General features: G+C 53.3%; 20 protein-coding genes and 1 tRNA gene. 9 read left to right on the top strand and 12 right to left on the bottom strand.

Annotated features, from left to right (window positions below):
• Positions 1-72: 72 nt before the first annotated feature.
• Entirely contained in the window at positions 73-1,608 is a 1,536-nt protein-coding gene (locus Q31b_RS11075; protein WP_231617474.1) for a glycoside hydrolase family 10, read from the top strand.
• Positions 1,609-1,948: 340 nt separating this feature from the next.
• Here Q31b_RS11075 and Q31b_RS11080 read toward each other — a convergent pair whose 3' ends face one another.
• Complete coding sequence (locus Q31b_RS11080) at positions 1,949-2,779, bottom strand: hypothetical protein (RefSeq protein ID WP_390622323.1); 831 nt, start codon at positions 2,777-2,779, stop codon at positions 1,949-1,951.
• A 135-nt stretch (positions 2,780-2,914) separates the two neighbouring features.
• On the opposite strand from Q31b_RS11080, the gene Q31b_RS28140 reads away from it, so the two are divergent.
• A complete protein-coding gene (locus tag Q31b_RS28140) occupies positions 2,915-5,194 on the top strand; it encodes a hypothetical protein (RefSeq protein WP_197171342.1) in 2,280 nt (759 codons plus the stop codon).
• 7 nt (positions 5,195-5,201) lie between these two features.
• Here the strand turns inward: Q31b_RS28140 and Q31b_RS11090 are convergent, their stop codons facing one another.
• Complete coding sequence (locus Q31b_RS11090) at positions 5,202-5,891, bottom strand: hypothetical protein (protein ID WP_197171344.1); 690 nt, start codon at positions 5,889-5,891, stop codon at positions 5,202-5,204.
• 194 nt (positions 5,892-6,085) lie between these two features.
• Here Q31b_RS11090 and flgK point away from each other — a divergent pair, with 194 nt between their 5' ends.
• Positions 6,086-7,768, top strand: a complete 1,683-nt coding sequence (gene flgK / locus Q31b_RS11095; protein ID WP_146599739.1) for a flagellar hook-associated protein FlgK — start codon at positions 6,086-6,088, stop codon at positions 7,766-7,768.
• Positions 7,769-7,839: 71 nt separating this feature from the next.
• Here flgK and Q31b_RS11100 read toward each other — a convergent pair whose 3' ends face one another.
• Together Q31b_RS11100 and Q31b_RS29625 are read right to left on the bottom strand one after the other, a co-directional pair.
• Entirely contained in the window at positions 7,840-8,883 is a 1,044-nt protein-coding gene (locus Q31b_RS11100) for a hypothetical protein (RefSeq protein WP_231617476.1), read from the bottom strand.
• Positions 8,884-9,245: 362 nt separating this feature from the next.
• Complete coding sequence (locus Q31b_RS29625; RefSeq protein WP_390622324.1) at positions 9,246-9,935, bottom strand: DUF1294 domain-containing protein; 690 nt, start codon at positions 9,933-9,935, stop codon at positions 9,246-9,248.
• Between Q31b_RS29625 and Q31b_RS11115 the strand changes: the two genes are divergently transcribed.
• The gene (locus Q31b_RS11115; RefSeq protein WP_146599742.1) at positions 9,934-10,227 is read left to right on the top strand and encodes a hypothetical protein; all 294 of its coding nucleotides are present in this window, start codon (positions 9,934-9,936) and stop codon (positions 10,225-10,227) included. The two genes, Q31b_RS29625 and Q31b_RS11115, sit on opposite strands and share 2 nt — an antisense overlap.
• Positions 10,228-10,491: 264 nt before the next feature.
• On the opposite strand, the gene Q31b_RS11120 is transcribed toward Q31b_RS11115, so the two are convergent.
• From Q31b_RS11120 to Q31b_RS28960, 8 genes are all read right to left on the bottom strand, one after another.
• Complete coding sequence (locus Q31b_RS11120; RefSeq protein WP_146599743.1) at positions 10,492-10,677, bottom strand: hypothetical protein; 186 nt, start codon at positions 10,675-10,677, stop codon at positions 10,492-10,494.
• A gap of 147 nt (positions 10,678-10,824) precedes the next feature.
• Positions 10,825-11,007 carry a hypothetical protein gene (locus tag Q31b_RS11125; RefSeq protein ID WP_146599744.1) on the bottom strand — a complete coding sequence of 61 codons (183 nt, stop codon included), beginning with the start codon at positions 11,005-11,007 and terminating at the stop codon, positions 10,825-10,827.
• A gap of 181 nt (positions 11,008-11,188) precedes the next feature.
• Entirely contained in the window at positions 11,189-13,573 is a 2,385-nt protein-coding gene (locus Q31b_RS11130; protein ID WP_146599745.1) for an arylsulfatase, read from the bottom strand.
• 172 nt (positions 13,574-13,745) lie between these two features.
• Positions 13,746-14,765 carry an HAD family hydrolase gene (locus tag Q31b_RS11135; protein ID WP_231617477.1) on the bottom strand — a complete coding sequence of 340 codons (1,020 nt, stop codon included), beginning with the start codon at positions 14,763-14,765 and terminating at the stop codon, positions 13,746-13,748.
• A 535-nt stretch (positions 14,766-15,300) separates the two neighbouring features.
• Complete coding sequence (locus Q31b_RS11140; protein ID WP_231617478.1) at positions 15,301-18,063, bottom strand: LuxR C-terminal-related transcriptional regulator; 2,763 nt, start codon at positions 18,061-18,063, stop codon at positions 15,301-15,303.
• 310 nt (positions 18,064-18,373) lie between these two features.
• Positions 18,374-18,544 carry a hypothetical protein gene (locus Q31b_RS28950; RefSeq protein ID WP_231617479.1) on the bottom strand — a complete coding sequence of 57 codons (171 nt, stop codon included), beginning with the start codon at positions 18,542-18,544 and terminating at the stop codon, positions 18,374-18,376.
• A gap of 349 nt (positions 18,545-18,893) precedes the next feature.
• Positions 18,894-18,973, bottom strand: a tRNA-Arg gene (locus tag Q31b_RS28150).
• Between the two features lie 261 nt (positions 18,974-19,234).
• Positions 19,235-19,762, bottom strand: coding sequence for a JAB domain-containing protein (locus Q31b_RS28960; protein WP_146599748.1), 528 nt, complete (start codon positions 19,760-19,762; stop codon positions 19,235-19,237).
• 369 nt (positions 19,763-20,131) lie between these two features.
• On the opposite strand from Q31b_RS28960, the gene ssb reads away from it, so the two are divergent.
• From ssb to Q31b_RS11175, 5 genes are all read left to right on the top strand, one after another.
• Positions 20,132-20,518 carry a single-stranded DNA-binding protein gene (gene ssb, locus Q31b_RS11155; protein WP_146599749.1) on the top strand — a complete coding sequence of 129 codons (387 nt, stop codon included), beginning with the start codon at positions 20,132-20,134 and terminating at the stop codon, positions 20,516-20,518.
• 337 nt (positions 20,519-20,855) lie between these two features.
• Positions 20,856-21,173 carry a hypothetical protein gene (locus Q31b_RS11160; protein WP_146599750.1) on the top strand — a complete coding sequence of 106 codons (318 nt, stop codon included), beginning with the start codon at positions 20,856-20,858 and terminating at the stop codon, positions 21,171-21,173.
• Positions 21,170-21,463 (top strand): DUF7689 domain-containing protein, encoded by a 294-nt coding sequence (locus Q31b_RS11165; protein ID WP_146599751.1) that lies wholly within the window; start codon positions 21,170-21,172, stop codon positions 21,461-21,463. The genes Q31b_RS11160 and Q31b_RS11165 overlap by 4 nt, the downstream gene beginning before the upstream one ends.
• Positions 21,464-21,549: 86 nt before the next feature.
• On the top strand, positions 21,550-22,569 hold the full coding sequence (locus tag Q31b_RS11170; protein WP_197171348.1) for an AAA family ATPase: 1,020 nt from the start codon (positions 21,550-21,552) through the stop codon (positions 22,567-22,569).
• Positions 22,562-24,982: a S8 family peptidase gene (locus tag Q31b_RS11175; protein ID WP_146599752.1), complete on the top strand. Its 2,421-nt coding sequence runs from the start codon at positions 22,562-22,564 to the stop codon at positions 24,980-24,982. Before Q31b_RS11170 ends, Q31b_RS11175 begins: the two co-directional genes overlap by 8 nt.
• Positions 24,983-25,085: the final 103 nt, after the last annotated feature.

Raw genomic sequence — 25,085 nt, forward strand, 5'->3', positions numbered from 1 at the left:
GTGGAACAGTCGTCTCGCGAACTGGCCAGGAACGAAGTACAATGTCGATCTTGGCTATTTGCCCTTTTCCTTTTGTCATCTTCCTTACTTCGCATTGGCTTGGTTTGCATTATGGGACAGTTCCGTTTCGATGTCCCGGAATCCGTTCATGGTTTAGTCGAACAATCATTGTGGAAAAAAGCCTATATCTGCGGCATCGAGGGCGTGCCGTGGCAATCGAGGAATGAATTGGTTGGGTCTCGATTGACGTTGACCCGCACGATTGATTCCTCTGGGAAATTATTTCTGACGCTGCCAGTCAAGCATGTCGGCTATTCGACCGTCAGTACATGCAGTTTACGTCCGAGTGACGAGCCACATTTATTGATGTTGGAACTTGCTCGTGGATGTTGCCACCGGGCGCGAATGCAATCGGATACCTGGGAACGATCCGGACTGATTTTGACAGACAAGTTCAAGGAGTTGTTGAAAACGGGGACGCAACGTTTTTTGGATGCGGCCCAACGGCGAGGGGATCCTGGATTGGCCTCGGAACTTTCGGTCGAAGCGATCTCCCTCTTGACGCAAGCGTTGGCGAACTTGGGGGATAGTTTCGCGCTTCAATCGATCGCATTTCGCAAACAACGCGAAATCACGATTGGCACCTTGTTGGCAGGATCCGTTTTGCCACCCAATCCCAGATCGACCACGCACAGTGAAGACTTCTGTACGGCCTTTAATTCGGCAGCGGTGCGAATCAGTTGGGCGGATATTGAGACGGATTCAGGACGATTCGACTATGACGCCGCCGAAGAATCGATTCGTTGGTGTGGAGAGCAAGGATTGCGAGTCATTGGTGGCCCCCTGCTCGATTTTCGCGAGCGGATGTTGCCGCATTGGCTGTATTTGCTCGAAGAGGATTTCGATTCACTGTTAGCAGCGGTTTGCCAATTTGTCGAACGAACCGTCTTGAAATTACGCGGTCAAGTTCAACTTTGGAATTGTGCATCGGGGCTCAATACACCCGGCCCACTTGAGCTAAATGATGAGCAGGTGATGCGGTTGGCGGTCGGCATTTTGCAAACCGTACGGCGCACCGATCCGAATACGCCCGCGATCATGAGTTTCGACCAACCATTCGGCGAGTATTTGGCTTGTCATCACGACGGCATCTCACCGATGCACTTTGCCGATGCACTTGCACGAAGCGGTTTGGGGATGGCGGGGATCGGATTGGATGTCCGAGTCAACTATGCTAACGGATCAACGTTACCAAGAACGGCAGTGGAATTCGGACAGATGATCGATCGCTGGGCTACGCTCGGAATGCCCTTAATGGTTCAACTTTGCGTTCCTGGCGACCGCGGCTTTGATGAACGTGCCGTGTATCCGATCGAGACATTAGCAGCGACTGCGGATGACTTTGAGCCACGGATCGAGCAGCTTCGTGTGGCCGGCCCCTTTATCCGTACGCTACTTGCCAAACACTGCGTCCACGCCATTGTATGGGAGGGTTGGTGTGACGCCGAGCCTCACATTATCAGCCACAGCGGCATGATTGATTCGAAAAACCAACCGCGACCGCTGCTAGAATACATCACCCGACTCCGCCGCGAGTTCTTAGCATAACCGTCTCGCCAACACGCAAACTTCCAGTAGAAGCGTCTCTCCGAGACGCTAACTCCCAGCACACCGTCTCGCCAACACGCTAACTCCCAGTAGAAGCGTCTCTCCGAGACGCTAACTCCCAGCACACCGTCTCGCCAACACGCTAACTTCCAGTAGAAGCGTCTCTCCGAGACGCTAACTCCCAGCACACCGTCTCGCCAACACGCTAACTTCCAGTAGAAGCGTCTCTCCGAGACGCTAACTCCCAGTACCACCGTCTCGCCAACACGCTAAGTTTCCCGAGTCTCGGAGAGACTCGGCTACGACCGTGCGATATCTTCCGCGTCTCGGAGAGACGCGGCTACGTTTGTTTTTTAGCGAGCCTTTCGAGGGGCACGTAATATCGGACATATCGCCCTCCATCACTGAACGGCTCGCCTTTGGGGTGTTCGACCAGCACGGTTGCGCGGCGGGTGATTCGGTTCACTCGGCCAACAAGAACGTGACCTTGGTGAGTGAATCGTACTTGATCGCCGACGCGGATATCAAACTTTCGGACCGCTCGTTCTCGCTGGGTAATCAGATCATGGCGGAAATCGCGATGGTCAAAATGCCGGCGAGCAATCGATTGAAATCTCGCTTCATTGCAATTCCCACTATTCCAAATCAGCATCTCGACCAGATGCGTGAACTCGTGTTCGGCAACTCGCTGCATCGCTTCGAGCCGATCACGACACAAACGGCCTGTCACTTCGACGGGACGATTGACGTCTTGTTCGAATGTCTGAAACAAGAGGGTGGACGAAAGCACCAGTTCGAACGTTCGTCTGCCCTGACTTTGGCCGTCGGAGTAGTGGGTGACAAGCTTTCCCGCGACTCGCGTCATTCGCGATGAGAACCCAAACGACAGTCCCTCTGCGGTCGCAGTCGGCAAAATCTTTCCGTCAAAGAAGTGCTGGTCAATCATCTGCACCATTCGAACCAGATCGTCGCGGCCAACTCGAGTGAAGTTGGGGCCGTCCATCGCCCGGCTTAGCATCAGCGTTTGTTGGTAGATCTCTTGTTGCCGCGAGGCGATTTGGGCAGCCGAGAACTGCCGCGATGCGACTTCCTTGGCGAGTCGATCAAGTGTTTCAGGGTCGCGAGGCTTGAGATGGTGGTTGGGTTTCACGGCAACGATGGATGAAACGATGAATGAGAGGTTGAGACGCTTTGGAGCCAATTCTACGGAAATCTGCGCCGCGGCGGCAGCGGTCGGTTGACTCACGGATTGCCGCCTTTCGTCCCCAAGAGGCCCCAAGAAGTCTCAAGAGGCCCCAACAGGATCATGAACGAGCCCGAGCGGATCGCGAACCAGAAGGACAGCGGTTTTTGCAGCGTGAAAGCGACTCTCGAAGAATGCCCTCTGGCAATTTTGGCCTGGAAACGGCATTTTCCGCCTATCTCCTCGATTTTGCTGAGATTATTGCGACCGCTCTCGGAGAAACATTTGACGATCGTGGTGTCCTTGGATGATAATAGATCCACCTATTGCTTCTCTTACGATCTAAGTGAAATAACCATGACGCAGTTTGCGGCAACCACAACGACAGCCAACACGACAGTCAACACGACCACGGGCCACACGAACCACCGTTTTGCGGAAACGAGTTCGCGACATCACCAATCGCTCTTTCTCTTGTTTCTGTTTTTGATTTTAGGATGTATGTGTGCCTTTTGCGTGAAATCCTCCGCACAGGCGGGTGGGGCAGGAAACGGCAAGATCGATGTCATTCCTCTGGTCGACGCTTTTAAGCAAGAAAACGTCATCAATCGGATGGATCGTGCCGCGAGGAGCTTTTCGCGTTTTCGTGAAGCCCCCGCTGGCTTTTCCGAAGGTCGCGTGGCCCAGGCATACTATAAAGACTATGTGCCAGCAATGATCACACAGCCGGATGCTTACGACAAAGCATCAAAGTTGACTCAGCAAGCTCTTGACTACTTATTCGCTGCCCAACGCAGCAATACCCCCAGCGCTCCCTACATTCTGCAGTGGATTTTTCAAGGCATGCAGCCTATCGCCGAAGGCAACTATTCGGAGATCGCTCGAATCAATGCCGTTGTTGCATTGGCGCGGCTTGACGAACGGCAAGCCGATCCATCGAACCAGCGGCCTCCGCTGCCACTGCGTCGCGCTCTGCCGATTTTGATTCGTCTCTATGAAAACGAGGCGAATAGTGAAGGGGTGCGAGCCGCAGCTTTGCAGGGCATTCGTCGCCATGTCGTTTACACGTTCCCGATCATCTCAGCGGATGACCGTACGAAATTAGCGACCCTGATGAACAACTTGCTTTCGGAACCGACGCCAGACGATCGGACTGAAAAGTCTCACGCTTTTCTGCAACGCTATGCCGTCGATATTTTGGAGTACCTTCGAACCGACAACGGGCCTGCGATTGCGAAGGAATTGGTCAGTATCAGCACCGATTTGGATCGCGACAATTTAATTGCCTTGCACTCGGCCGCCAGGTTTGGTGCGATGAAAAGCGAAGAGTTGGCTGGGCAAGTGCCCAACGCTGGCGAGGTCGTCGACAGCTGGACCGTGAGAGTTTGGCAAGCTTTCCGCGACGAAATCAACTACTTCGATTCGCTCGCACCACCAGCGCCGGCCGCCATGCAACCCTCCTCACCCGAGTCGGCAATCATCGAAGAGACGAAAACTCCCGTCCGTGGCACGGGCCGACCGACTGGTGGACGAATGGGCGGCGGGCGAATGGGTGGCGGAGAGATGTACGATTATGGGGATGAAATGGATATGGGCGGGGGTAGTATGCGAGGTGGCGGAGCAAGGCCAACTCGGGGTGGACGCTCCGACATGGGCATGGGAATGACAGAGGATTATGATTTTGACATGGAAGGAGCTGGAGGCATGAGAGGCCGAAGGGGCGCTATCACCACCCCTGAATACGATCCACAAACCCTCGAAATCGTCGCTTCAAGAAAACGTTTGAACCATTTGTTTCAACAACTCTATCTCGGAGCGAGCGGTCGCCCCAACGTGGGAGAAAACGTTGGCACAGGGGGACTGTTTAGTGCAGTGCCTGAGGATCAAAAAAGGGTCGTCCAACAGTGGTTGATTGAAAAGATGGAGCCGGTTCTGACACTCGTCAACGATCGATACATCCTCTCGAATTCCGAGTTTTACAACGTGCTTTTGGACCAGGAAGAGATTCTCCGCGAACTGGCCGGCGAGGAGGCCAAGCGGATCATTAAAGAAGATCTGGAAAAGCAAGGCGTGAAAATGGACCGCGAGGAACGCGAAGCCAGAGACAGCCTGGGAAGCCCTGTACCCGAGGATGCCCGACCCGAGGATGCCCGACCCGAGGATGCCCGACCCGAGGATGCCCGACCCGAGGATGCCCGACCCGAGGATGCCCGACCCGAGAATGCCCGACCCGAGAATGCAGAAGCGGAGAATGCTGCTCCCGGCAACGCAATCCCAGCGAATGCCGGAGCGATTCCACCGGTAGATGAAAACCAAGTTCCCAATGCTGGCCAACCGGCCGCAATGCCAGCCGGCGATGGAGCTCCTTCCATCGACGCGATCGAAGGATTCGAGCTACCGTAGGCCTGGCCTACTGACTGGCAATGGTTCCATCGATGGCGATCGTGTCACTAAAGTCGTAGGGATGGAACGAACGCCCGATCTGTTTCGCCAGCATTCCAAGATACAACTTTCGGAATCTTGTTTCATTCGTTTCGCTGGTGTATTGGCCCGTCGTTACCGGATAGGTGAACTGATCTAAATCGGTGCGATAAAGAACGTCTCCCGAAGCCACATCGATCACTGCCAAACTGACGTCGCTACGCCCTCGGTACAACGTCGGTCCGTCGCGAAGGGTTAGATTGCGGAGCTCGATACCGATCACTTTGTCCGCCTTGACGCCTTTGCCAATTTCAGCAAAGTCGACAGTGTCCCATCCATGACTGTCTCGCCAATCGGCTATCTCATCTTCGCGAACAAGCCTCACATCGTCGAGTTCTTTTATTAGAATATCGCCAACGTATCGACTCAATAAACGTGCTGAAATATTATCGGAATACTCACTGTTGTCGGCCAAGGTGACAATCGCCAAGCGACAATCCTCGAGCTCCTTGGAATCCTTGTAGTCGGCGGGAATTTTGTCAGCCCCACTGGCGTGGATCAGATTGGACACGATACCCAGGCAACCGGGTTGGGTTAGCATCAGTGTAGCGAGCAACATACCCGCAAGAATTGCCGTTAGGCCTCGGGAGCCCTTTTTCAAAAAAAACATTGTCTTCATCGCGAATCCTTTCGCACTGCGGTCATTCTCAAGTTCGTTGCATCTGCAGAACCTCACCAATAGCCATTTTTCGTCGGCAAAGGCAAGTCTAATTGACGAACAAAGTCCAACGGTGCCGATTAGGTAAACTTTTCGCCCTGATTTGCCGATCCATATAACGATGTAGACGATTCTTCAGTCGTTAAGGAAACGGTATGGGCCTTCTGGGAACAATTCAACAGGCGAAAAGCGGACTCGATGTCGCACAGCTTGGGCTACAAGTGGTCGGCAATAATGTCGCCAATACCAACACTCCTGGATATATCCGCCAACAGTTAGAGCAGGCGGCATCGGTGTCGACCCGTGAAGGCAACCTGATCAAGGGGCACGGAGTACTGCCGACCGGGATCGTTCAAATCGTCGACAAGGCCTTAGCCGAGCGGATGATGAACGCGAAAACGGCCGTCGTCGGTGCCGAAACGCTCGAAAAAGCTTTCAACCAACTCGAAAACCTGTCTTCTGATCTGGACAACACGGGGCTTAGCCAGCAATTTACTCAGTTCAACAACTCTGTTCACGAATTGTCGGCTCAACCGGGCGACGCTTCGCTGCGAGAATTTGTGGTTTTGCAAGGTGAAACGCTGGCAAGCAACATCCGCCAGACCCGCCAAAACGCGATCGATCAACAAGGGTCGTGGGACGGTGAAATGAAGCAAATGGCGAGTGAAATCAATAGCCTTACCGAACGCATTGCCAAACTGAACCTCGAAATCGCCACGATTGAGGGAGGCGGGGACAGTGATGCGACCGGACTACGCGACCAACGCTATCTCGATCTCGAATCGCTTTCCGAGTACGTGCAGATCAACTATCAAGAACAAGAAAGCGGTGCGATCAACGTCTTCGTCGGCGGTGACTACTTGGTAAGTAACAGCAACCATCGTGATGTCTACAGCGAATACAACCAGGAACTCGGTGGACAAGAGGTTCGTATCGTCGAAACCGACTCCCCGCTGCAAGTCACCGGTGGAAAACTGTCTGCGTCGATGCAAGCGCGCGACGGAGTTTTCGGCGACTATGTCGATCGACTCGACACGATGGCCGCAGCCCTAATCCGTAGCGTCAACGAAGTCCATTCGCAAGGACAAGGCCGCCAAGCATTCCAAGCGGTTACCTCTAGCTCCAAAGGAGAAGCGGGGGTGCCACTCAATGTCGCTGGATTACCCTTTATTCCCGACAATGGGACGTTCGATATGAACGTTGTCGACGATCAGGGGAATGTCGTTTCGACGCACCAGATCAAAGTCCGGCGTCTGGGCCAAGTCACCGACTCAACCATCAACTCAATCGTATCGGACATCGATGCCATCGAAGGGATCTCGGCAAGTGTCAGTCGCGATGGAAATATCGAAATCCTTTCGGACTCACCCACGGCCGGATTTACGTTTGGGGATGACACCAGCGGCTTCTTGGCCGCGGCAGGGATCAACACCTTCTTTTCAGGTAGGAACGCTGTCGACATCGATGTCAACCAAGCACTCAAAGAGGACAGCGACCTGCTAGCAATCAGCCAAGGTGGAATCGGCGAAGATACTGACGTTTTGACCAATCTACTCGATCTGGTCGACAAGCCTCTCGATGACCTTGAAGGACGTAGTGTCAGAGGCCTCTACGAAGGAACGCTTTCGATCCTCGGCCAACGTGTGGGATTGCAAGCGAGTGAAGCAGAGGGTTTAAGGAACTACTATTCATCGCTGCAGAGCCAACACTTGGCGATCACTGGCGTCAATATCGACGAGGAATCGATCAAGATGATCGCGTACCAACGAGCATTCCAAGCGTCATCGCGAGTGATCTCGACGGCGGCCGAAATGTTGGACATTCTGGTCAACCTGTAAGCCCGTCCGGTTGCAGCGTAGCCTACAGACGCAGTCATCGGTGTAGTGATTGTTGGCTAACGTTTTGACATCTAGCGAGCGATTACATCTACATCTTCCTCTTTCGAATCGGCACGGGGAAGCCATTTAGCGATCATCGCCGATTCGGTTACTTTTACATGCCCTTCACAACGCATTTCGTCCGCTTCACTTCTTAGTCGGATGTGAACGATCACCTCTTCGCCAAGCGGTTCTTCTTGCTGCCATTCGATTGGAATGTGAAGCCCGCTAACAGGTCTCGATTTTGTCAGCCCTTTCACCTCTTCAGGTGAAAATTCCCAACGGCCGATTTTCGCTTCCGATGCTTCTCGCTGTGGGTCCAAAACAACAACGGTTAATTCGGCATCAATCTCAAAATCTTGCAAATTGACAGCTGCCCCCAAGCGATCAACGGCACGGACCACCAAGTACAACCCGTCGGGTGTGTCCGAGTTGGTTGCTGTGTCAGGCAACTTCGCTCCTGACAAACCGAGATGCAATTCCAACCGTTCGGGGGTTGATCGTTTGGGTTCGGTTGCCTTCACGGCATCCGGTAGACGAATCTGTCCCGGTGGTGCCGGCAACTCTTCGCCGCCAGGGTTCGGTGGCGGCAGCAATTCCCCCGGTTCAATCGGCGAAAACTCCGTGTCTGATTTACCCGGCGGTTCGGGACCACCGATTGGTGGCGGCAACGGTAATTGTGAACGGTCGGTTTCCCAAGACGGTTCGTCCTCGAAGGGACTTTCGAATCGATCGCTGGGAACCAATGCATCGGGATCTGCGATTCCTGGATCGATCATCGTTTCATCAAACTCGCCCTCGAGATCAAATGAATCGCTGGGTGGCGTCGAAGCCGATGGTGGGACAGCATTCAATTTGGGGCCGTCCGATTGCGGATCGAGCGGGCCAGCTGGTTCCACCGTTTGTCGCTTCGCCCGTTCTAATTTTTCTCGCAAAACGCGATTTTGATAATCCGCGTCATACAATTGGTCTTCAAGAACGCGTATTTCGCTAGCCATCCGTTGCCGATACAAATCGTTGTGAGCACGACTTTGGCAACCCGACGCCGCCAGCAACCATGCAACAGAAAACGTCATCGGCACTAGAAAACCAATGGATTTTGTCGTTATTCGTTCGTTGGTGTTGCGAGGCTTTGCCACGAGGATACTTGTACGGCCACGGAAAGGGATTGTCGAAACCGACAATTGATGAAAACATCAAAAGGCAAAAAAATCGCCCTGAACCGCTCCGATAACGCGCGGCCCCCTCCCAGGTCAACGCCGATTTGCGGCAAGAAAAGTCAGGCACACGAGGCTTATGCTCTGTCCCTCATCGTTCTTTGTCCCTCATCGTTACCTGTCCCTCATCGTTACCTGTCCCTCATCGTTCTTGTCCCTCATCGTTCTTGTCCCTCATCGTTACCTGTCCCTCATCGTTACCGTTCATTGCCCCTTACCGTTCATTGCAGGGGAGATAGAAGCAACGCCACGAAAGCAACATTAAGGACGACCGTTGCCCAGAAAAGAACCAGGAATGATTGTTTCCGCGTTTTGTGTCGGAAGATCGCTTGCGCAATGAGCGCACCTGGCCAACCGCCAGTCAGAGCCATCATATGAAGTGTGAATTCCTGAGTTCGCCACTTGCTCTTTTGGGCAGCACGTTTGTCCGAATAGTAGACCACGAACGTTGCGGCACTCATGCCCAAGTACACCCATAGCACGTATTCTGGAATGTATTGTGTGCGTGTCAGAACCGCAACGAACACCACAAATGCTGCCGCGGTTGCGACTCGAATCGATCCAATTTTCTGAACGGTATCGGCTGCCTTAGCTTTGCGAGGCCGCGTGCCTTTGATAGCAACGTCGACAGCGCATACCCTGCCGTTTCGATCGGTCGAGAGTAGAAAGTCAACGGAATCACCGACGACCGGCCGACGATGGTGGCGTGAGAATGAAGAGACATGAGCGAAGACCCGCGTTCCACCATTTAGTGGAGCAATAAAGCCAAAGCCACGCTCATCATTCCATTCGGTAAGTTTCCCCTTCAGTATGGGGACAGAGCTTGAATCCGGTGGATTTGCCTTTTCCCTAACCGAGGTATACGATTCCTGGTGATTCTGCTGATGCTTTTCTCTCGGGAGGTGTGTGATGGTTCGGTTGGCACGTAGCGAGGTGTTTGATCCGCATGAGGTCGTTGTCGGCCATCTCTACAATCGGACCTGCCGACGCTGTTTCCTGATGGGAAATGACCAAGTGTCCGGCAAAAACTTCGACCACCGGAAAATTTGGATCGAAAAATATCTGCAACAGTTTGCGGAATTTTTTTCTTTAGATTTGCTGACCGAGAAGTGCCGGCGGCAAACAATTCACTGGACTTTGAGTTCCAAAAAAACTACCCTATGGGTAGTGCCGCTATCGTTATGCGCGCACCTCGTTTATTGAGTTTGACCATGACAGTGCTTAAACTTATTCGGGTGGTGTATAGGTGAACTTTGCTTGCCCATAAAATATACCGTAGTGGAATAGGGAAGCAAACGCCGTGGATGGGGAGACAGGGAGGGAGCGGGGGAAATTGAAAAAGTTAAATTGTAAATTTGAAAATGCAAAATGGTTAGGGTGATGGTGGAAAAGCACTGGTTACTTCCGAGTCTTCGCCTCGACGATCCGTTGATCTTGGTCCTTTCCTGCCCCACAAATTTGCAATTGTCAATTTTGCTTTTTCAATTTCCCCTTACAACCAGCTTCGCCACAGCCTTTCGCATCCCCCGCCGCTTCCTCCTCCGAAGCTTCTACTGTTTCCTCGTAGACCGACACCGGAACACGGCGTAGATTCAAGACCGAATAGGGTAGTGGTTCGCATCGGGTCACATGACGTTCGATGATCACATTCACTTATACCCCATCAGGAAGATTCGGCGACTGCGTAAGCACTACGGTCGAGCCATGCACAACTCCTCTGTAAGTTTCACTCGTGCTCACTGGGAATACTCCTAGAAAACTGGCGGTCTCGAAATCGGATGGTCTGAACTGGAATTCAGTTTACTCCGTGGAAGTGACACCGGAAAGTAGCAACGGATCTTGTTTGGTATCATTGTTTTCATTTTGGTTTTCATCTTCACTTGTTTGATTGTTGTTTGAAGGATGAATCAACTCGGTCGTGTCTGTGGCTTCCAGTCGCAGTGTTTGTCCAGCCATCAAACTGCGGCTGGAAGCCACAGACACGTTAATGGAGTGCGTACCTCGCTGTGTGTAAAACAAACGCATTCGAACTCAAACCGGCTTTTGCAGGATTGGCTCCGATATACTCTTGAATTCGGTTCCACTCCTAGCCGTCACGGGCGATATGGTCATGAGACTCACACAAGGGGCATGCTCCATGCCCCTCATGCATCGTTCAAGCTTTCTACTTCTTCTTCGCCGGGATGCTAATCGTGACGTCGTTCACACGTCCGGTGAACTCCGAGTCCTCAGCATTTTTGAAGACCTTGTCAGCCACGGGCGTAGCCTCATCGATGCCGACATCGGCTGTTTCATCGGCTGAGTAAACCGCGGGTTGCGTCTTCTCGACTCGACCATCGGCGACTTTCTCGCCATCCACAAAGAGAGTGGCCTGGCCTCCTTTGCCGTTGCCGCCTCCGTCATAGTCAAAGACCAATTGGATCTCGGCGCTCTTTTTATCAATCGCTTTCGGGGACGTGATGGTGTAACTCTTCAGGCCGAACCAGTTGTAGGTGTAAGCGGGTTTGCCATTGTCCATGTACAAAGCCCAGCCGCCGAACTTGCCGCCCTGGCAAAGAATCACACCTCGGTCACTCCCTTTTAGATCCACATTGGCAACGATCGTTTTCGACGTGTTCTTCTCGTTGATAAAGGTGTTCTCCAGGATCCCCGTCATACCGTGGCCGAGGGTCAGGCTGGTTCTGTCACCCATCAGGTCAGGTCGACCAGCGATGGCTGCGTTGAAGCGTTCGTAAGACCGGTCATCCAGCGGGTAGACACTGTTGGCAATGGCCTCCTTCTTGAACCGTTCCTGCATCTCTTTCAGTTTGTCAGGATGCTTGTCAGCCAGATTGTTCGTCAGGCTGAAGTCTTCTTCCGCATTGAAGAGTTCCCACACGTCGTTTTGCAAAGTGTGAATGGGATCATTTTCCCATGGCACACGGTGTACGACACGCGCCAGCCAGCCTTCGTGATAGATCGCGCGGTTGGCAAAAATCTCGAAGTACTGGGTCGTGTGTCGATCTTTGGCGTTTGCATTGTCCGTTGCATACAACATGCTCACTCCAGAGAGTGGCTTCTGCTTGACGCCGTTGACCATCGTTGGCTGTGGCAGGTTCGCTGCTTCCAGGACAGTCGCTGCAACATCGTTGACGTGGTGCCACTGCGAACGAATTTCACCTTTTGCTTTGATTCCTTTCGGCCAGTGCATGACCATCCCGTTGCGAGTGCCACCATAGTCGGCGGCCATTTGCTTGGTCCAGGTAAACGGTGCGTCCGTAGCTACGGCCCACGCCGCTGAAAAGTGCGGGAACGAATTCGGGCCACCCCAGTCGTCGGCGCGAGCCAACATGCTTTCGGTGGTTTCCGCATCAAAAATGCCGTTCAGGTGAACCAGTTCGTTGTAGGTTCCTTCCAGGCCGCCTTCGCCACTGGAGCCGTTGTCACCCATGATGTAGATGAACAGCGTGTTGTCCAACGCGCCCATGTCGTCGATCGCATCGGCCAGCCGCCCGACTTCATTGTCGGTGTGCTCGGCGAAGCCGGCAAACGCCTCCATTTGCAGGGCGAACAATTCGCGTTCCTTGTCACTTAGCTTTTCCCAATCCTTGATGTCCGTTGGCATGGGAGCCAGCTTGGTGCTTTCTGGAATGATGCCCATGGCTTTTTGACGAGCAAACGTCTCTTCGCGGTACTTGAGCCAGCCAGAATCGAATTTCCCATCGTACTTTTCGATCCACTCTTTGGGAGCGTGGTGCGGAGCGTGTGTGGCTCCCGGCGCGTAGTAAATGAAGAACGGTTTTTCGGGAGTCATGACTTGTTGGAATTTCATCCAGTTGATGGCTTCGTTAGTCATGTCCGTCGTAAAGTGATAATCGGGATCGTCCTTCTTTGCGACTTTCGTGACGCCGTCAAAAATCACGGGGTCCCACTGGTTGGTTTCGCCGCCAATAAAGCCATAGAACTTGTCAAATCCGGAGTGCGTTGGCCAGCGGAAATACGGTCCGGAAACTGATACCTCCCAGGTGGGCGTTTCATGCCATTTGCCAAATGCGGCTGTGCTATAGCCGTTGTGACGCAGAGTCTCTGCAAAGTATTTCGCGTCGTTCGATCGTTCGCCCTGGTTGCCAGGAAATCCGGTGGCAATTTCCATCACACAACCGACGTTGACCTCGTGATGATTCCTGCCTGACAACAAGGCGGCTCTTGTGGGGGAGCACAAAGCGGTGGTATGAAAATGGTTGAAGCGCAAACCGCCATTTGCCAAACGATCAAAGGTCGGTGTTTCAATGGCTCCACCAAAAGTGCTTGTCGCACCGAAGCCAATGTCATCAATCAAAACAATAACGACGTTGGGAGCGCCTGCGGGTGGCTTGATCTGAAACATCGGAGGCTTGGTGGCATCTCGAGCGTCCAGCACCTCAATCGGTGCGTATGTCGGTGGCTGTATAGGCAGAACCGTTCTGTCCATTTTGTACTGGGCTCCGTCTTGCGCCGTGGCAGTCTGGTTGTTGCAAACCAGCAGCGCCGCGACCATCGCGAAAAGGATGAATTGAATTGGTTTCACCATGTTGTTTCTCCTATTTGAAGTGTCATTTTGCATTGTTGTGCCTTGCGTAAAGAATGTTTGTCAATTCCTACTCCATCAGATGTGGCTGTGGCTTCCAGCCACAGTGTTTTTTCTGAACTGGGGCTGGAAGCCCCAGTCACGACTCCTTCACAGTTCGATCTCACCCGGTTGGTTAATCGTTTGAAAATATGGTCTTCCAGTCGGACTTCATGTTGACGACGTTCCAACCTTGTGCCTTCGCCTGCTTGAGCGAAGCGTTGTCTTTTTCCGCGTAGGCGAATTCACGTTTGTCATCATCGTGATTAACGAGCAATTGGAATGAAGGCAGAGTGTTGCTGTGGCAATACGTCAACATGCCGATGTCGCCACCGCTGCGAACGTTTCCGCCTGCAAAGATCGGTTTGCGACCAATGTGCAAATCAATTCCCGTGGGCTTGGTCGCCTTGTCATTGAAGAACAGGTGGTCCGCCGTCTTGAACAATTGCCACTTGCCATCGACCTGTTTGAACTCATTTCGGCCGTTAGTCCCGATCACGTTTTCCGGAACAATCCCATAGGTTTCTTCCGAGATGGCTCGCATGAAATCGATTCCGCCGCCGGAACAGATATAGGTTTTGAACCCATTGGCACGGAGGTAAGCCAGCAACTCAACCATCGGTGCGTAGGCGAGATGTGTGTAAGCCACTTTGAGCTTCGGGTGTTTGGCGGTCGCAAAGAAATCCCTGACGTGGCGATCAAACTCTTCCACCGACATACCGGCATGGGATGTTTCGATCACTTTCAGAATTTCATGTCCGCCGCTGAGCAGATCGTCAACGAGACGTTGCACGTCGCCGGCAAGCACAGATTTATACGGTTCCTGTTCCTTCCATCCGGGATGATCGCCTGCCATCGCCTTAATGCGATAGACAGCGAATTCAAACTGCACTACCGGTTGTTCGCACCATAAAGTTCCATCTTGATCGAAGGTCGCGATCCGCTGTTCAGGCAGCACAAACTTCGGGCCACCCTCTTTGGTGACATCCTGCACGAACTGGAGGATCGCCGCTTTGGTCGGTCCGTCATTCCATGATCCCAGCGGATCCGCTTGCCGCGTACTACTGACGCTTGTGGCCAGCGGCTGCTCCTGGGCCATTGTTGATACCGCCAGCATTAGAGTCAGGCCGATACCCATCATTACATGTTGAATCATCTTCATCTCGCTTTCATTGTTTGTAGTTTCGTGCCATATATGGCTGTCGCTTCTAGCCGCAGCGCTCGGTCAAGTGAATGATGTTCGAATACATGATGTGGGTATCGTGCTTCACTCTTCCAATTGTCCGCTGTACTAGAAGAAGGGCATCACTAACGATTAGGGATAAGTTAGTGATGCCCGGCGGGAAGGGATGCGGATTATGCCGCGGGAGGCTCGCTGTGGAGAACGAAATCAATCCGAAAGTCGAGTGGGCCCCTTAAATGACAGTGTTACAACACGATTTCTAGAAAAGTGCCAAACCACCCTGCCGGCAGATGCAGCCAGTCAGCACTGGTGAGGGTGTGATTCGTTGCCTCCGATAGGTGGCCCGCTGGTGCATCAGGGGGTTTGCGAAAATAAACGATTCCGCAACATTCGGCTTTCCGCTTCGGTTTCGAGTTTCCGTGGGGCGAGACCGCCTACGGGTCGCCTACCCGGGAGTTTTGCGTGACAACCAAGACGCAGGATTCCAATCTCAGTTTCAGCCGTCCTTCTAACCCACTTTCAACAGCCCAAGTTCCTCGGCCTTGAGCACGGCCTGACGTCGGCCCGTGACATGAAGCTTCTCGAAGAGGTGCTTCACGTGCGTCCGAACGGTCCAGACCGAGATGGAGAGGGCTTTCGCGATTTCCTTGTCGTAGAGCCGCTCGGCCAGCAATTGCAGGGTTTCGAGTTCTCGATTGGTCAACGGCTCAACATAGGGCTCTGTGCGTGACGTCCCCTCGGCGTCGGAAGGACCCGATTCAGCGACGGGAACGCTCGTCTTCGTCTGCCCCGATGACTCGTGCTCTTTTGCACTCGGGATCTCCGCAAAGGTCTCCAGTAGGCGATCGACAAAATCAATCGAGACATTTTCTAATGGTGCTCGTTGGAGCAGGCTGGCCATCGGTTGGCCCAACTCCAAAAATGGCCGGACCCATCCCCCTGACTCGGCGAGTGCCAGCGCCTCGTCAAGTGAGTTGAACGCATCATCGGTAGAGCCTTGCCTGTCCAGTGCGACGGATTGTAGGACGGCAGCTTCAATCGTTTGGCAAGTGAATCGACAAGACTCACTCACCGAGCGAATCGATTTCAGGAGTTTGGTCGCGGTTGCCAAATCTCGCTTTGAACCAGCTGTGATCAAAACTCTCGCCTGAGTGATCGCTGGGGCTTGTAGCCAGAGGAACAAAGTTGAGGGTATTGCCTGTTCGTTCACAGAGCGAGCCCATTGCAAGGCTTGCGCCGTGTCACCCCGCAATAAAGCGAGTCGCGCCTGCAACGAATCGGCCAAATCCAGGTATTGACGTTCGTTTATGTTCTGGGCGAATTCCCGCAATTGCTTATTTGTCTCGTCGGCTTCAGTCTCCAGGCCTCGGAGTTGATGCGAGAGCGCTAAGCCAGCCATCGCATCAACAGCCGCCCTGGATTCCAAAACGTACCTCAGCTCCACGGCAGCAGCAAAATGCTTCGAAGCAGCCTCAAGTTCGCCGCCATGCAAGTGGCTACAAGCGTGGAAGTACGAAGCCCAGGCCTCCGTATTGCGGATGCGGAGTTTACTGGCCACAAGCTTTAGACGTTGTGCGTTGAGGCGAGAGCGATGCAGATCACCCGAGATCGTGTGTACAAAGGCCAAGCCGGCCAGAAGTCTCGAGAAAATCTGATTTTCGGAAGCGCCGAAACGAGCGATCCGGTCTTCTAATCCTCGAACAGCACGCTCCTCTTGCCCGCCCATGCAAAACGCTAGTGCGAGCAGCAATTCAGCCTCGCCCTCGTACGGAGTCTTTTCGCCCGCAAGCTTCGACAACGACTCTTCGAAATGCTGCTGACTGCTCTGAGCATTGCCTTCCCAGTATTCCAGGAATCCCCGAAAGTAGGCAAGTTCTCCCCAAACGGTCGGCTCTACCGTCTGCTCACGTAACAAGTTTTCCACCTGTTCGACGATCGTCGGGATTCGCGCGACTTGAAATCGGCAGAGCGCAATCGAGGCCTCGGTCAACAGCAACCTTGGCCGCTGCTGTTTGACGTCGTCGGGAAGCATCGACAGCCAACGCTCAACCACATACCAGCGATCCGCGGCGAACTCGTCGAGGCGACACCTCTCGATGATTTCGGCTGCTCGCACCACGTCTTCCGCTGCCAGGGCATGTTCGATCGATTCCGTGATCAACCCCTGGGTCTCATACCAAACACTGCCCCGAGAGTGCACGCCGGCAACGTCCTTGGGCGAATAGCACTGTTGCAGTTGCCTTCTTAGCAGGTCTTGGAACAGATGATGGTAGCGAAACCACTGGCCACCCGAATCCAACGGAACAACGAACAGATTGGCAAGCTGGGCGTCTTCAATGAAGTTCTCGCCGCTCGTGATCTTGTCAGTGGAATCGTTTGGCGAGACGTAAACCGCTTCGACAAGCGAGGGGCAAAAACGACTCAATACAGAGGTCTGCAGTAAGCAATCACGCGTCGCCGCCGGTTGCCCGGTCAGAACTTGTTCAGATAGGTAGTCGTACACTTGTTGAAAGCCACCCTTCAACCCAGACAAGAACGCTTCTGGGTCAGACTGGTTGCGAAGGACAAGACCGACCAGGTGCAGGCCAACCATCCACCCCTCTATCTGCTGCTCGAGGTGATCGAGTGTCGCTTGACTGACGGACACTTCCGCCATCTCGCCAAGCACTGCGTTGACTTCCGCATTCGTGAAGCGGAGATCGTCCTGGCGAATTTCTGTCAACCAGCCCCGTGCCCGAAGTGATGCCATTGAGATCGGCGGATCGTGCCGCGTCACCAATACCAGATGCAGCGGACGTGGTGGATGAAGCAACAGTTTGTCGAGTAATTCGTGGATACCGGAATTCGAAATCAGATGGTAATCATCCAACACGACAATCAGAGGCTCGGCAATGGAATCCAAATCGTTACTCAAGGTTTCTGCGAGCAGTAACGAAGGTGGCAACTGTGCCGCCTTAAGCAGAACAGCAGTGTCCGAACATGCTGTTGGAAAGCGGACTTGAACTGCGGCGACCAGATAGCTCAAGAAGATCCTGAGTTCACTATTCTCCTCGCCTAATTGCACCCAGGCAGGTTTGACTTCGGCATCCTGTAACCACTGCGAAACCAACGTCGTCTTGCCATAGCCCGCCGGCGCCGACACGACCGTCAACGGTCGGCGAGGATTCCGCTGCAGCAATTCGAGTAATCGCGGACGAGAGACGAGACGCTGCACCGCCACGGGCGGTCGCACCTTGGTCCGCAGAATCGTCGTCGCAGAGGGTTGGCCCATCCCTGTAGTGGCGTTCGGATCGTTAGTTCCTGACTTTCGCAACTTTTCCTGCCTGTTCTGAGTACAAATTGCATTCGTGGTCGGACCGCATAAGATCATACACGAATCGTACTACGGAGATAGGAAACGCGAGGCGAATCTTTCACGGCCAAGACCGAATTGGCAAAGCTCCGATCCGAGTGATCGTCATGAATGAAAGGTACGTGACTGGTTCAAGATACGTGTTCCAACGCATGATCGTTTTCTATTTCCACTCACGAAAGAGACCTGCGGTATCGACCGCCGAACTTCGAAGATGATGAACCATGATCTAAAGATTGCGAGAGCAACTTGGATTGCTGAAGCTGGCGATGCCGATGCCGATGCCGATGCCGAGAAGGAAATTCGAGAAGCGAGCGACTATCTGAAATACGAAAATGCTGCGGGGCTTTTTGCGGATTTTCACGCAAACCGCCACACCTTCATCACCAATCTGGCGCACGGTGGTGTACTACCCAAGGTTGCTCAGACTCTCGCCCGCCACAGTGACATCCGTCTGACGATGAATACTTACACCCACACCGATCTTAATGAGCAAGTGGCAGCCATTGCGAAATTGCCTAGTTTTACCGCCACGCCAAATCCCGCTACAGTTGATAAGGCGACAGGCGATCCTGAAGCCGTGCAGCGCCACAGCAGCACTTCGGTGGCGGGTGACGGCGAAGATAGGCAGTTCATGGCAGAGGCCGGAATAATTCCCGAGTGCAATTGCCAAGATAGTGATTGCCGTAAGTCCTTTGAGAATCGGGACTTGTCGGGCCATGACAACGCATGTCATAGAAAAGAAGAAGTACACCCGGAGGGATTCGAACCCCCAACCCTCGGTTCCGAAGACCAAGGAGATCAAGATTCAAGAACTTGTTTCGAGTGTCGTAAAGTCTTTGAATTTCAGGGCTTACGTCGTTTCGCTGCCTTCAGTCATCGTGCGTGTTCATTACACAAATTACGTCTAATGGCACATTATACCATGAATTCTGTCCCGGATTCTGTCCCCAAAATCGAGACCGAGGGTTGGACGAAAAGGGCCATCGCCTGACTTTACACTACGGGTTGAACAGCAAGCTGATCGTCCAAAGTGAAGCTTACGAACTTCGGCTCGATGAGCTGAGTGTTACCTGCGTCAATAGTATGGCTAGTGCTCTCGGATCGAGAGCACGTCACCCGTTCCGTCACCGTGGATGATGTGGTCGAGAACGGTGATGCCAAGCAGCTTCCCTGCTTCCGTGAGCTGGTCGGTTACTTGGATGTCTTCACGGCTTGGCTCCGTGTTGCCTGAAGGATGATTGTGCGAGAGCAAGATGGCCGATGATCCTTCTATCATCGCTGGCTTGAATACTTCGCGAGGATGCACAAGCGAGGCATCGAGCGTTCCGACTGTCACCTTTACAACGCACTGTACCCGGTGCTTTGTATCGAGGCACGCTACTATGAATTGCTCCTGGTCGTTGGCAGGATGCCGCTTCCAATAACCGGCAAAAAACGTTTTCGCTGCCTCCGTACTGGTGATGCACGGTCGGTCTTGTAGCGATCCTTCGAAGACGAGGGATACGCGTTTTACTGAGGCGTATCGTGCATCTTCAGCAAGCGTCGGCAACGTCGCTTCCGCCAATACGTGCTGCTGAGTATCTGCTCTTTCAAAATCAAATTGGTATTGCCTCATGGCCCTCTGTGAGAAATCGGCGAGCAGATCGAGAAAACCACGTCACCTACACGGCTGAATTGTGGCAGAAACGCAACACTACTCAATGATCTGGGCATAAGTTGGCTGCAATCGTGACCGATTCGACTAGAACAAAACACAAACCGACGACAATAGGGGAAGAAATGTGTCGCTCTTGAATCGGGAAAATATCGACAGTGATCCGATTGTCGCGGTCCTATTTGCCCTACTTGAACAAACGCAGCAAAAGCGAGCTTAGTGATCTGGATCGTGATAGCCTCCAACTACCCGGCGGTGTAGCAACTGGACGAGGGTATTTTGAACATGATATCGCGAGAGGTTTTCGCGGTGAAACGAAAGGAGACTTGTATGAGCTCTTACAATCGCGTGATTCTGATCGGCAATCTCACCCGAGACGTCGAACTGAAACACACAACTGGCGGCACTGCCGTCACCGAAATCGGGCTTGCCGTCAATGATCGACGCAAGCAGGACAATGAATGGATCGAGGAAACAACCTTTGTCGACGTCACTCTTTGGGGACGTACGGCCGAGGTTGCCAACGAGTATCTCGGCAAAGGCGAGCCCGTCCTGATCGAGGGTCGCTTGAAACTCGATTCATGGGAATCGGACGGAGCCAAACGATCAAAACTTCGCGTCGTTGGCGAACGAATGCGAATGCTAGGTCAGAAGAAACCTGGTCAGGCGTCAGCCAAACCGGAACAAGCTACAGAGGAATCTGCGGCTACTTTCTAAACCGCAACTTTACAATGGTCCCCGCCGTCACGCTCGATAGCATGACACCGCTACGCCGCTCGGGCCATTTTATCAATTATCACTCAATGTGATGTTATTTTGGCGTAATACTAGCGACCAACAGGAGTGGGTCTACACAATTCGGGCGGCAGCTCGCTTCGCCCCGCGGCCGTGCCGCACTATGACAGTTGAAACAGTTGGCGGACGAGCAATGGCTTTCTTCCGGCTAGACACGCTGCTTTGAAGTCTGGTATGACGCACGTTACCAGGCGTCAAGGAACCAGATCGACGGATCCGTTCAATTTGAGATAGTTCGTGCGTTTATAGAGATCAAATCATGCCAACCACAGCAATCTCGGAGCCAATCCTCGAGCGTTTTCAAAAACTCAAGGATGATTGGAAGTCCAGAACGCGGCATTTGTCAAACACAGCTCAAATCTCACTCGTCTTTTCCTATCAGCAAATCATTGGCATGGGGCCCGCTATCGTTCCACTAATTTTGGCGGAGTTGGAGAAGGAACCCGACCATTGGTTCTGGGCATTGGAAGCGATCACTGGCGAGAATCCGGTACGTGACACAGACGCTGGTGATGTCGAAGCCTCAGCCCAAGCATGGCTGCAATGGGGTAAGCAAAACGACTGGATCAAGAAATGAAGTTGATCGATCTATTCCCTAATTTGACCGACGACAATCACGAAATCACCAGCCCGAAAACAATCAAGTACAATTGCATCGCCTGGGCTGCGAGAAACACCGAGCGGTGGTGGCAGCCGGGTGTTCATTGGCCAATTGACTCCGTGCGTGAAGATGTTGGTATCGGGATGGTCGCACACAATCCAACCAAGTTCACCCAAACGACCACATTTCCGGCCATCGGCCCAAGACTGGGCCAGACGCCGTTAAAAAGCGTGAATGCCAGGTCGTTTTCAATGTGGTATCATTGATCTAGGTGTCGCGTGAAGCGGCAAAAGTCGATAGATAACTCATTGGCAGGGAGCCTTTTGCACACGATATGGAATCCAGTTTCACGATGTCTCATGAACAAATGACCGAGGTCCACGCACTTCTGCGGTTGTTTCGTGCCTATCGCGATCAAAACGATGCTGCATTTCGTAAGATTGCAGAATCGATCATCGCCGAACAGCTTGCAGGAAATCACCACGCGGTTGCCAAAGAACTCCGATCGGCACTCGGCTCGGGATCCGATAGGCGTGCGCAAAGCGGCAAGCTGGCAACGCTCCCGCGAGACCGACGGTCTGGCGAAGAGCTGCTGACGATCTTTCATGAGCCAGCTAGTACCGAACACTTGGTCCTGGATGACGCGACACGCGAGCGAATCGATCGCGTTATCGACGAACGACGCAACGCCAAGAAACTGGCTCGCCATGGCTATTCGCCCAAGTCGAAGCTGCTGTTTTGGGGGCCGCCCGGTTGCGGAAAGACGCTGACGGCTCATTACTTGGCAAACCAATTCAACCTAAAAGTTGGCGTTGTCCGCCTCAGTGCGTTGATCTCCAGCTACATGGGCGATACCGCGTCTCATCTGCAACGAGTGTTTGACATCGCTCAAACGACTCCGATGGTGCTGCTGTTTGACGAGATCGATTCGATCGCAAAAAACCGCGACGACGTCAACGATGTGGGCGAACTGAAGCGGATCGTCAACAGTCTGCTTCAAGCAATGGATTCGTTTGCCGCCAAGGAGAGCATTCTCATCGGTGCCAGTAACCATCAGTACCTGATGGACCCGGCCATTTGGCGACGCTTTGACGATGTGGTTGTTTTCCCGAAGCCAACGCCTCCCCTTCGCAAGGCATTCATCCAGCATCACCTTAATGGCATCACCTTCAAAGGGACGATTGATTCGCTAGTCAAGAAGACCGCCGGGATGTCATTCGCTCAACTCGAACACGTCCTGATCGAGTCCATCAAGTCGATGATCTTGGAAGACTGCAAGCAACTAACCACCGAACATGTGACACGACAGTTGAAGTACCAGCGAAAGATGGTTTCGGCAATGAAACAGGGGCAAGAAGGAACGGATGAATAGCGAGTTCCCACCTAAATACTTGCCAGAACCGACGTATCTGAATCGCCGACCCGAAAAGCCGCGTCGTCAACCGCTCGCACCAGAAGTGCTCGCCCGTCGTGGCGAGATCGCCCGCGTCTTGGGCATCAAAGTTGACTCGCTGAATCGTCTGCTCAACGGACTGACCAACGAGCAACGCAAAGCGATCTTCTTCAAAGTCACTCACGACGGCCCGATCGATCTTGCGGGAACAGGACTCAAGCCGCTTGTGGACCGGTCCGAGAATGTCACGCTCGTCGTACCCCGAAATGATGACCTGAGTGCATTCACGGCCAAGCTCGATCGATTCGCCAATAACGAACCCACTGGCCCCGGCTATGTAACCGGTCAGGACTTCGCTCGCATTGAAGACCTTGAACGCGGCGACCCAAAAGATCGGTTGAGCGACGAGTTGTTGGCCGACTACGACTCGATCATCAAGATCAAGCAACCGACATTCATTTGCGAAATCGAAATTCTGTCACTCGCACAAGGGCCGAAACAGCGTGTAAACGAGATCGCCGAAATCCTTCAGGACCTTAACAACGCCTTTGCCAGCGGTGTTCACGGGACGCTGTTTGAACACGAACGAAGTTCAGGCGTTTGCCGTGCAGTGATTCGTTGTTCGGGAGCGATGTTCAAGCGATTGGTCGAAGAAGATCGTTGGCAGAGGCGGATTGCTTGGTTTGAACCCAAGCCGAAATTTGAGACTTTCCACACGACGTGGCACCGCTTTCAGTTTGACAAGCTTGATGAAATTGCTCCGCCGCCGGAAGATGCTCCGATCATCTGTGTGGTCGATTCAGGTGTGTCACCGGGCAATCCGTTTCTGAAACCCGTTGCGAAAGACGATCTGATCGTCTCCTTCCTGAAATCTGCGCCCGACTCTCCTTACGACGAAGTTGGACACGGCTCCGGTGTCGCTTCGCTTGCCGCCTACTACGTCCTCAATCTTGCCGAAGGTGCATCCAACCAAGCAACCGCTTGGATTGCTAGCGCCAGAATCCTCGACGACACCAATCAAATCGAAGAGAGCCGGCTGTTTTCGCGAGTTCTGGAGGACGTTGTTAAACACTTTGCTCCGCTGGGCGTGAGGATCTTTAATTTGTCAGTCGCCGATTTGGCCAAAAAGTGGAACCAAGACAGCAAGCGGACACAATCCCGCACGTCGTGGACCGCGAGGACCATTGATCGGTTGAGCCGCGAATACGACGTAGTCTTCGTCGTCGCGACGGGCAATATTTCGCCGCCGGTCATTCTGGATTCTCTCAAGGCGGGAAATGACTACCCTGTTTACCTCTGCGACGAGGATTCAAGAATTCTCGATCCCGGACAAGCTGCTCTGGCGGTCAGCGTGGGGTCGGTCAGTAGTGGAACTTTGGTTGCCCATTCACCGGACACTACCCTTGCACTGCAATACGAACCGTCGCCCTTCACGCGATCCGGGCCAGGTATCAAACGCGAAACCAAGCCCGAACTCGTCGAGATCGGTGGCAATTTGGTGAGCGATGTCGAACGTACATCCGTTCGCGCGAATCTGGCAACGAATGTTGTGATGGCCAGTCACCAACTTTCCCCGGCAGCGGCGCACAACTACGGAACCAGCTTCGCTGCGCCGCGAATTGCCAACAAGTTAGCGGCGATCCTTCAAGATTTGCAGCTGATGGGGATAGAGCCTATCAGAGCCCCGCTCTTAAAAGCGTTCTTGGTGAATTCGGCAACGTATCGCGGCGAGTTGGACCGAGTCATCGAGAGCTTGGACGCGGTCGAGAAGAAAAAGTGGCTTGACGTCCTTGGCTACGGGTTTCCGGACGCTTCTCAAGCGACCGATTGCGACGACTTCTCGATCCTACTGTTCCATCAGGGAACGATTGAGCCCGACAAAGTGGCGTTCTTCGACATCCCGATACCGGCTAGCCTGTCACAATCAACTGGCAAGAAACGAATCACGGTGACACTGGCTCATTTCCCCGAGGTGCAGAAATGGGGTTTGGAAAGCTACTTTGGCGCTGATCTGAAATGGCGAATGTTTCGCGGAAATGTGGATCGCGAAGCAGTTGTCGAAGCCATGTCGGCATCAAGCACCGACGACGACATTGAGAGCGAGGCATCGGATATCGAGTTACCTAACGAAGTTCCGTTCGAGCACAAGATCACGCGTCGTTCACGCGGCTCCATCCAGCATGATTGGCACGAATGGTCGCAGCATCGTGACGCGTACAGCGACAATCACTACACGCTCGCCATTGCCAGTCACAAGCGTTGGGCCCGAGCGGTTGAGCCAATACCGTTCGCAGTCGTCATCCGGATTGAGGATATCGGGGCGACGGTCCCCATTTACACCGAGATCGCAAACGCTGTTGACATAATGGTGCAAACGCGAACGCGGGGCTGAATGTTTGTTTTCTGTCGCCGTCAATCCCGAATCCCGAGCCTGACCCTATGCCGTTGCGCGGAATGCAGACGTCACCAGTGAATTGGCTTCATCGCGAGTCGTG

Source organism: Novipirellula aureliae (genome assembly GCF_007860185.1).
Taxonomy (GTDB): domain Bacteria; phylum Planctomycetota; class Planctomycetia; order Pirellulales; family Pirellulaceae; genus Novipirellula_A; species Novipirellula_A aureliae.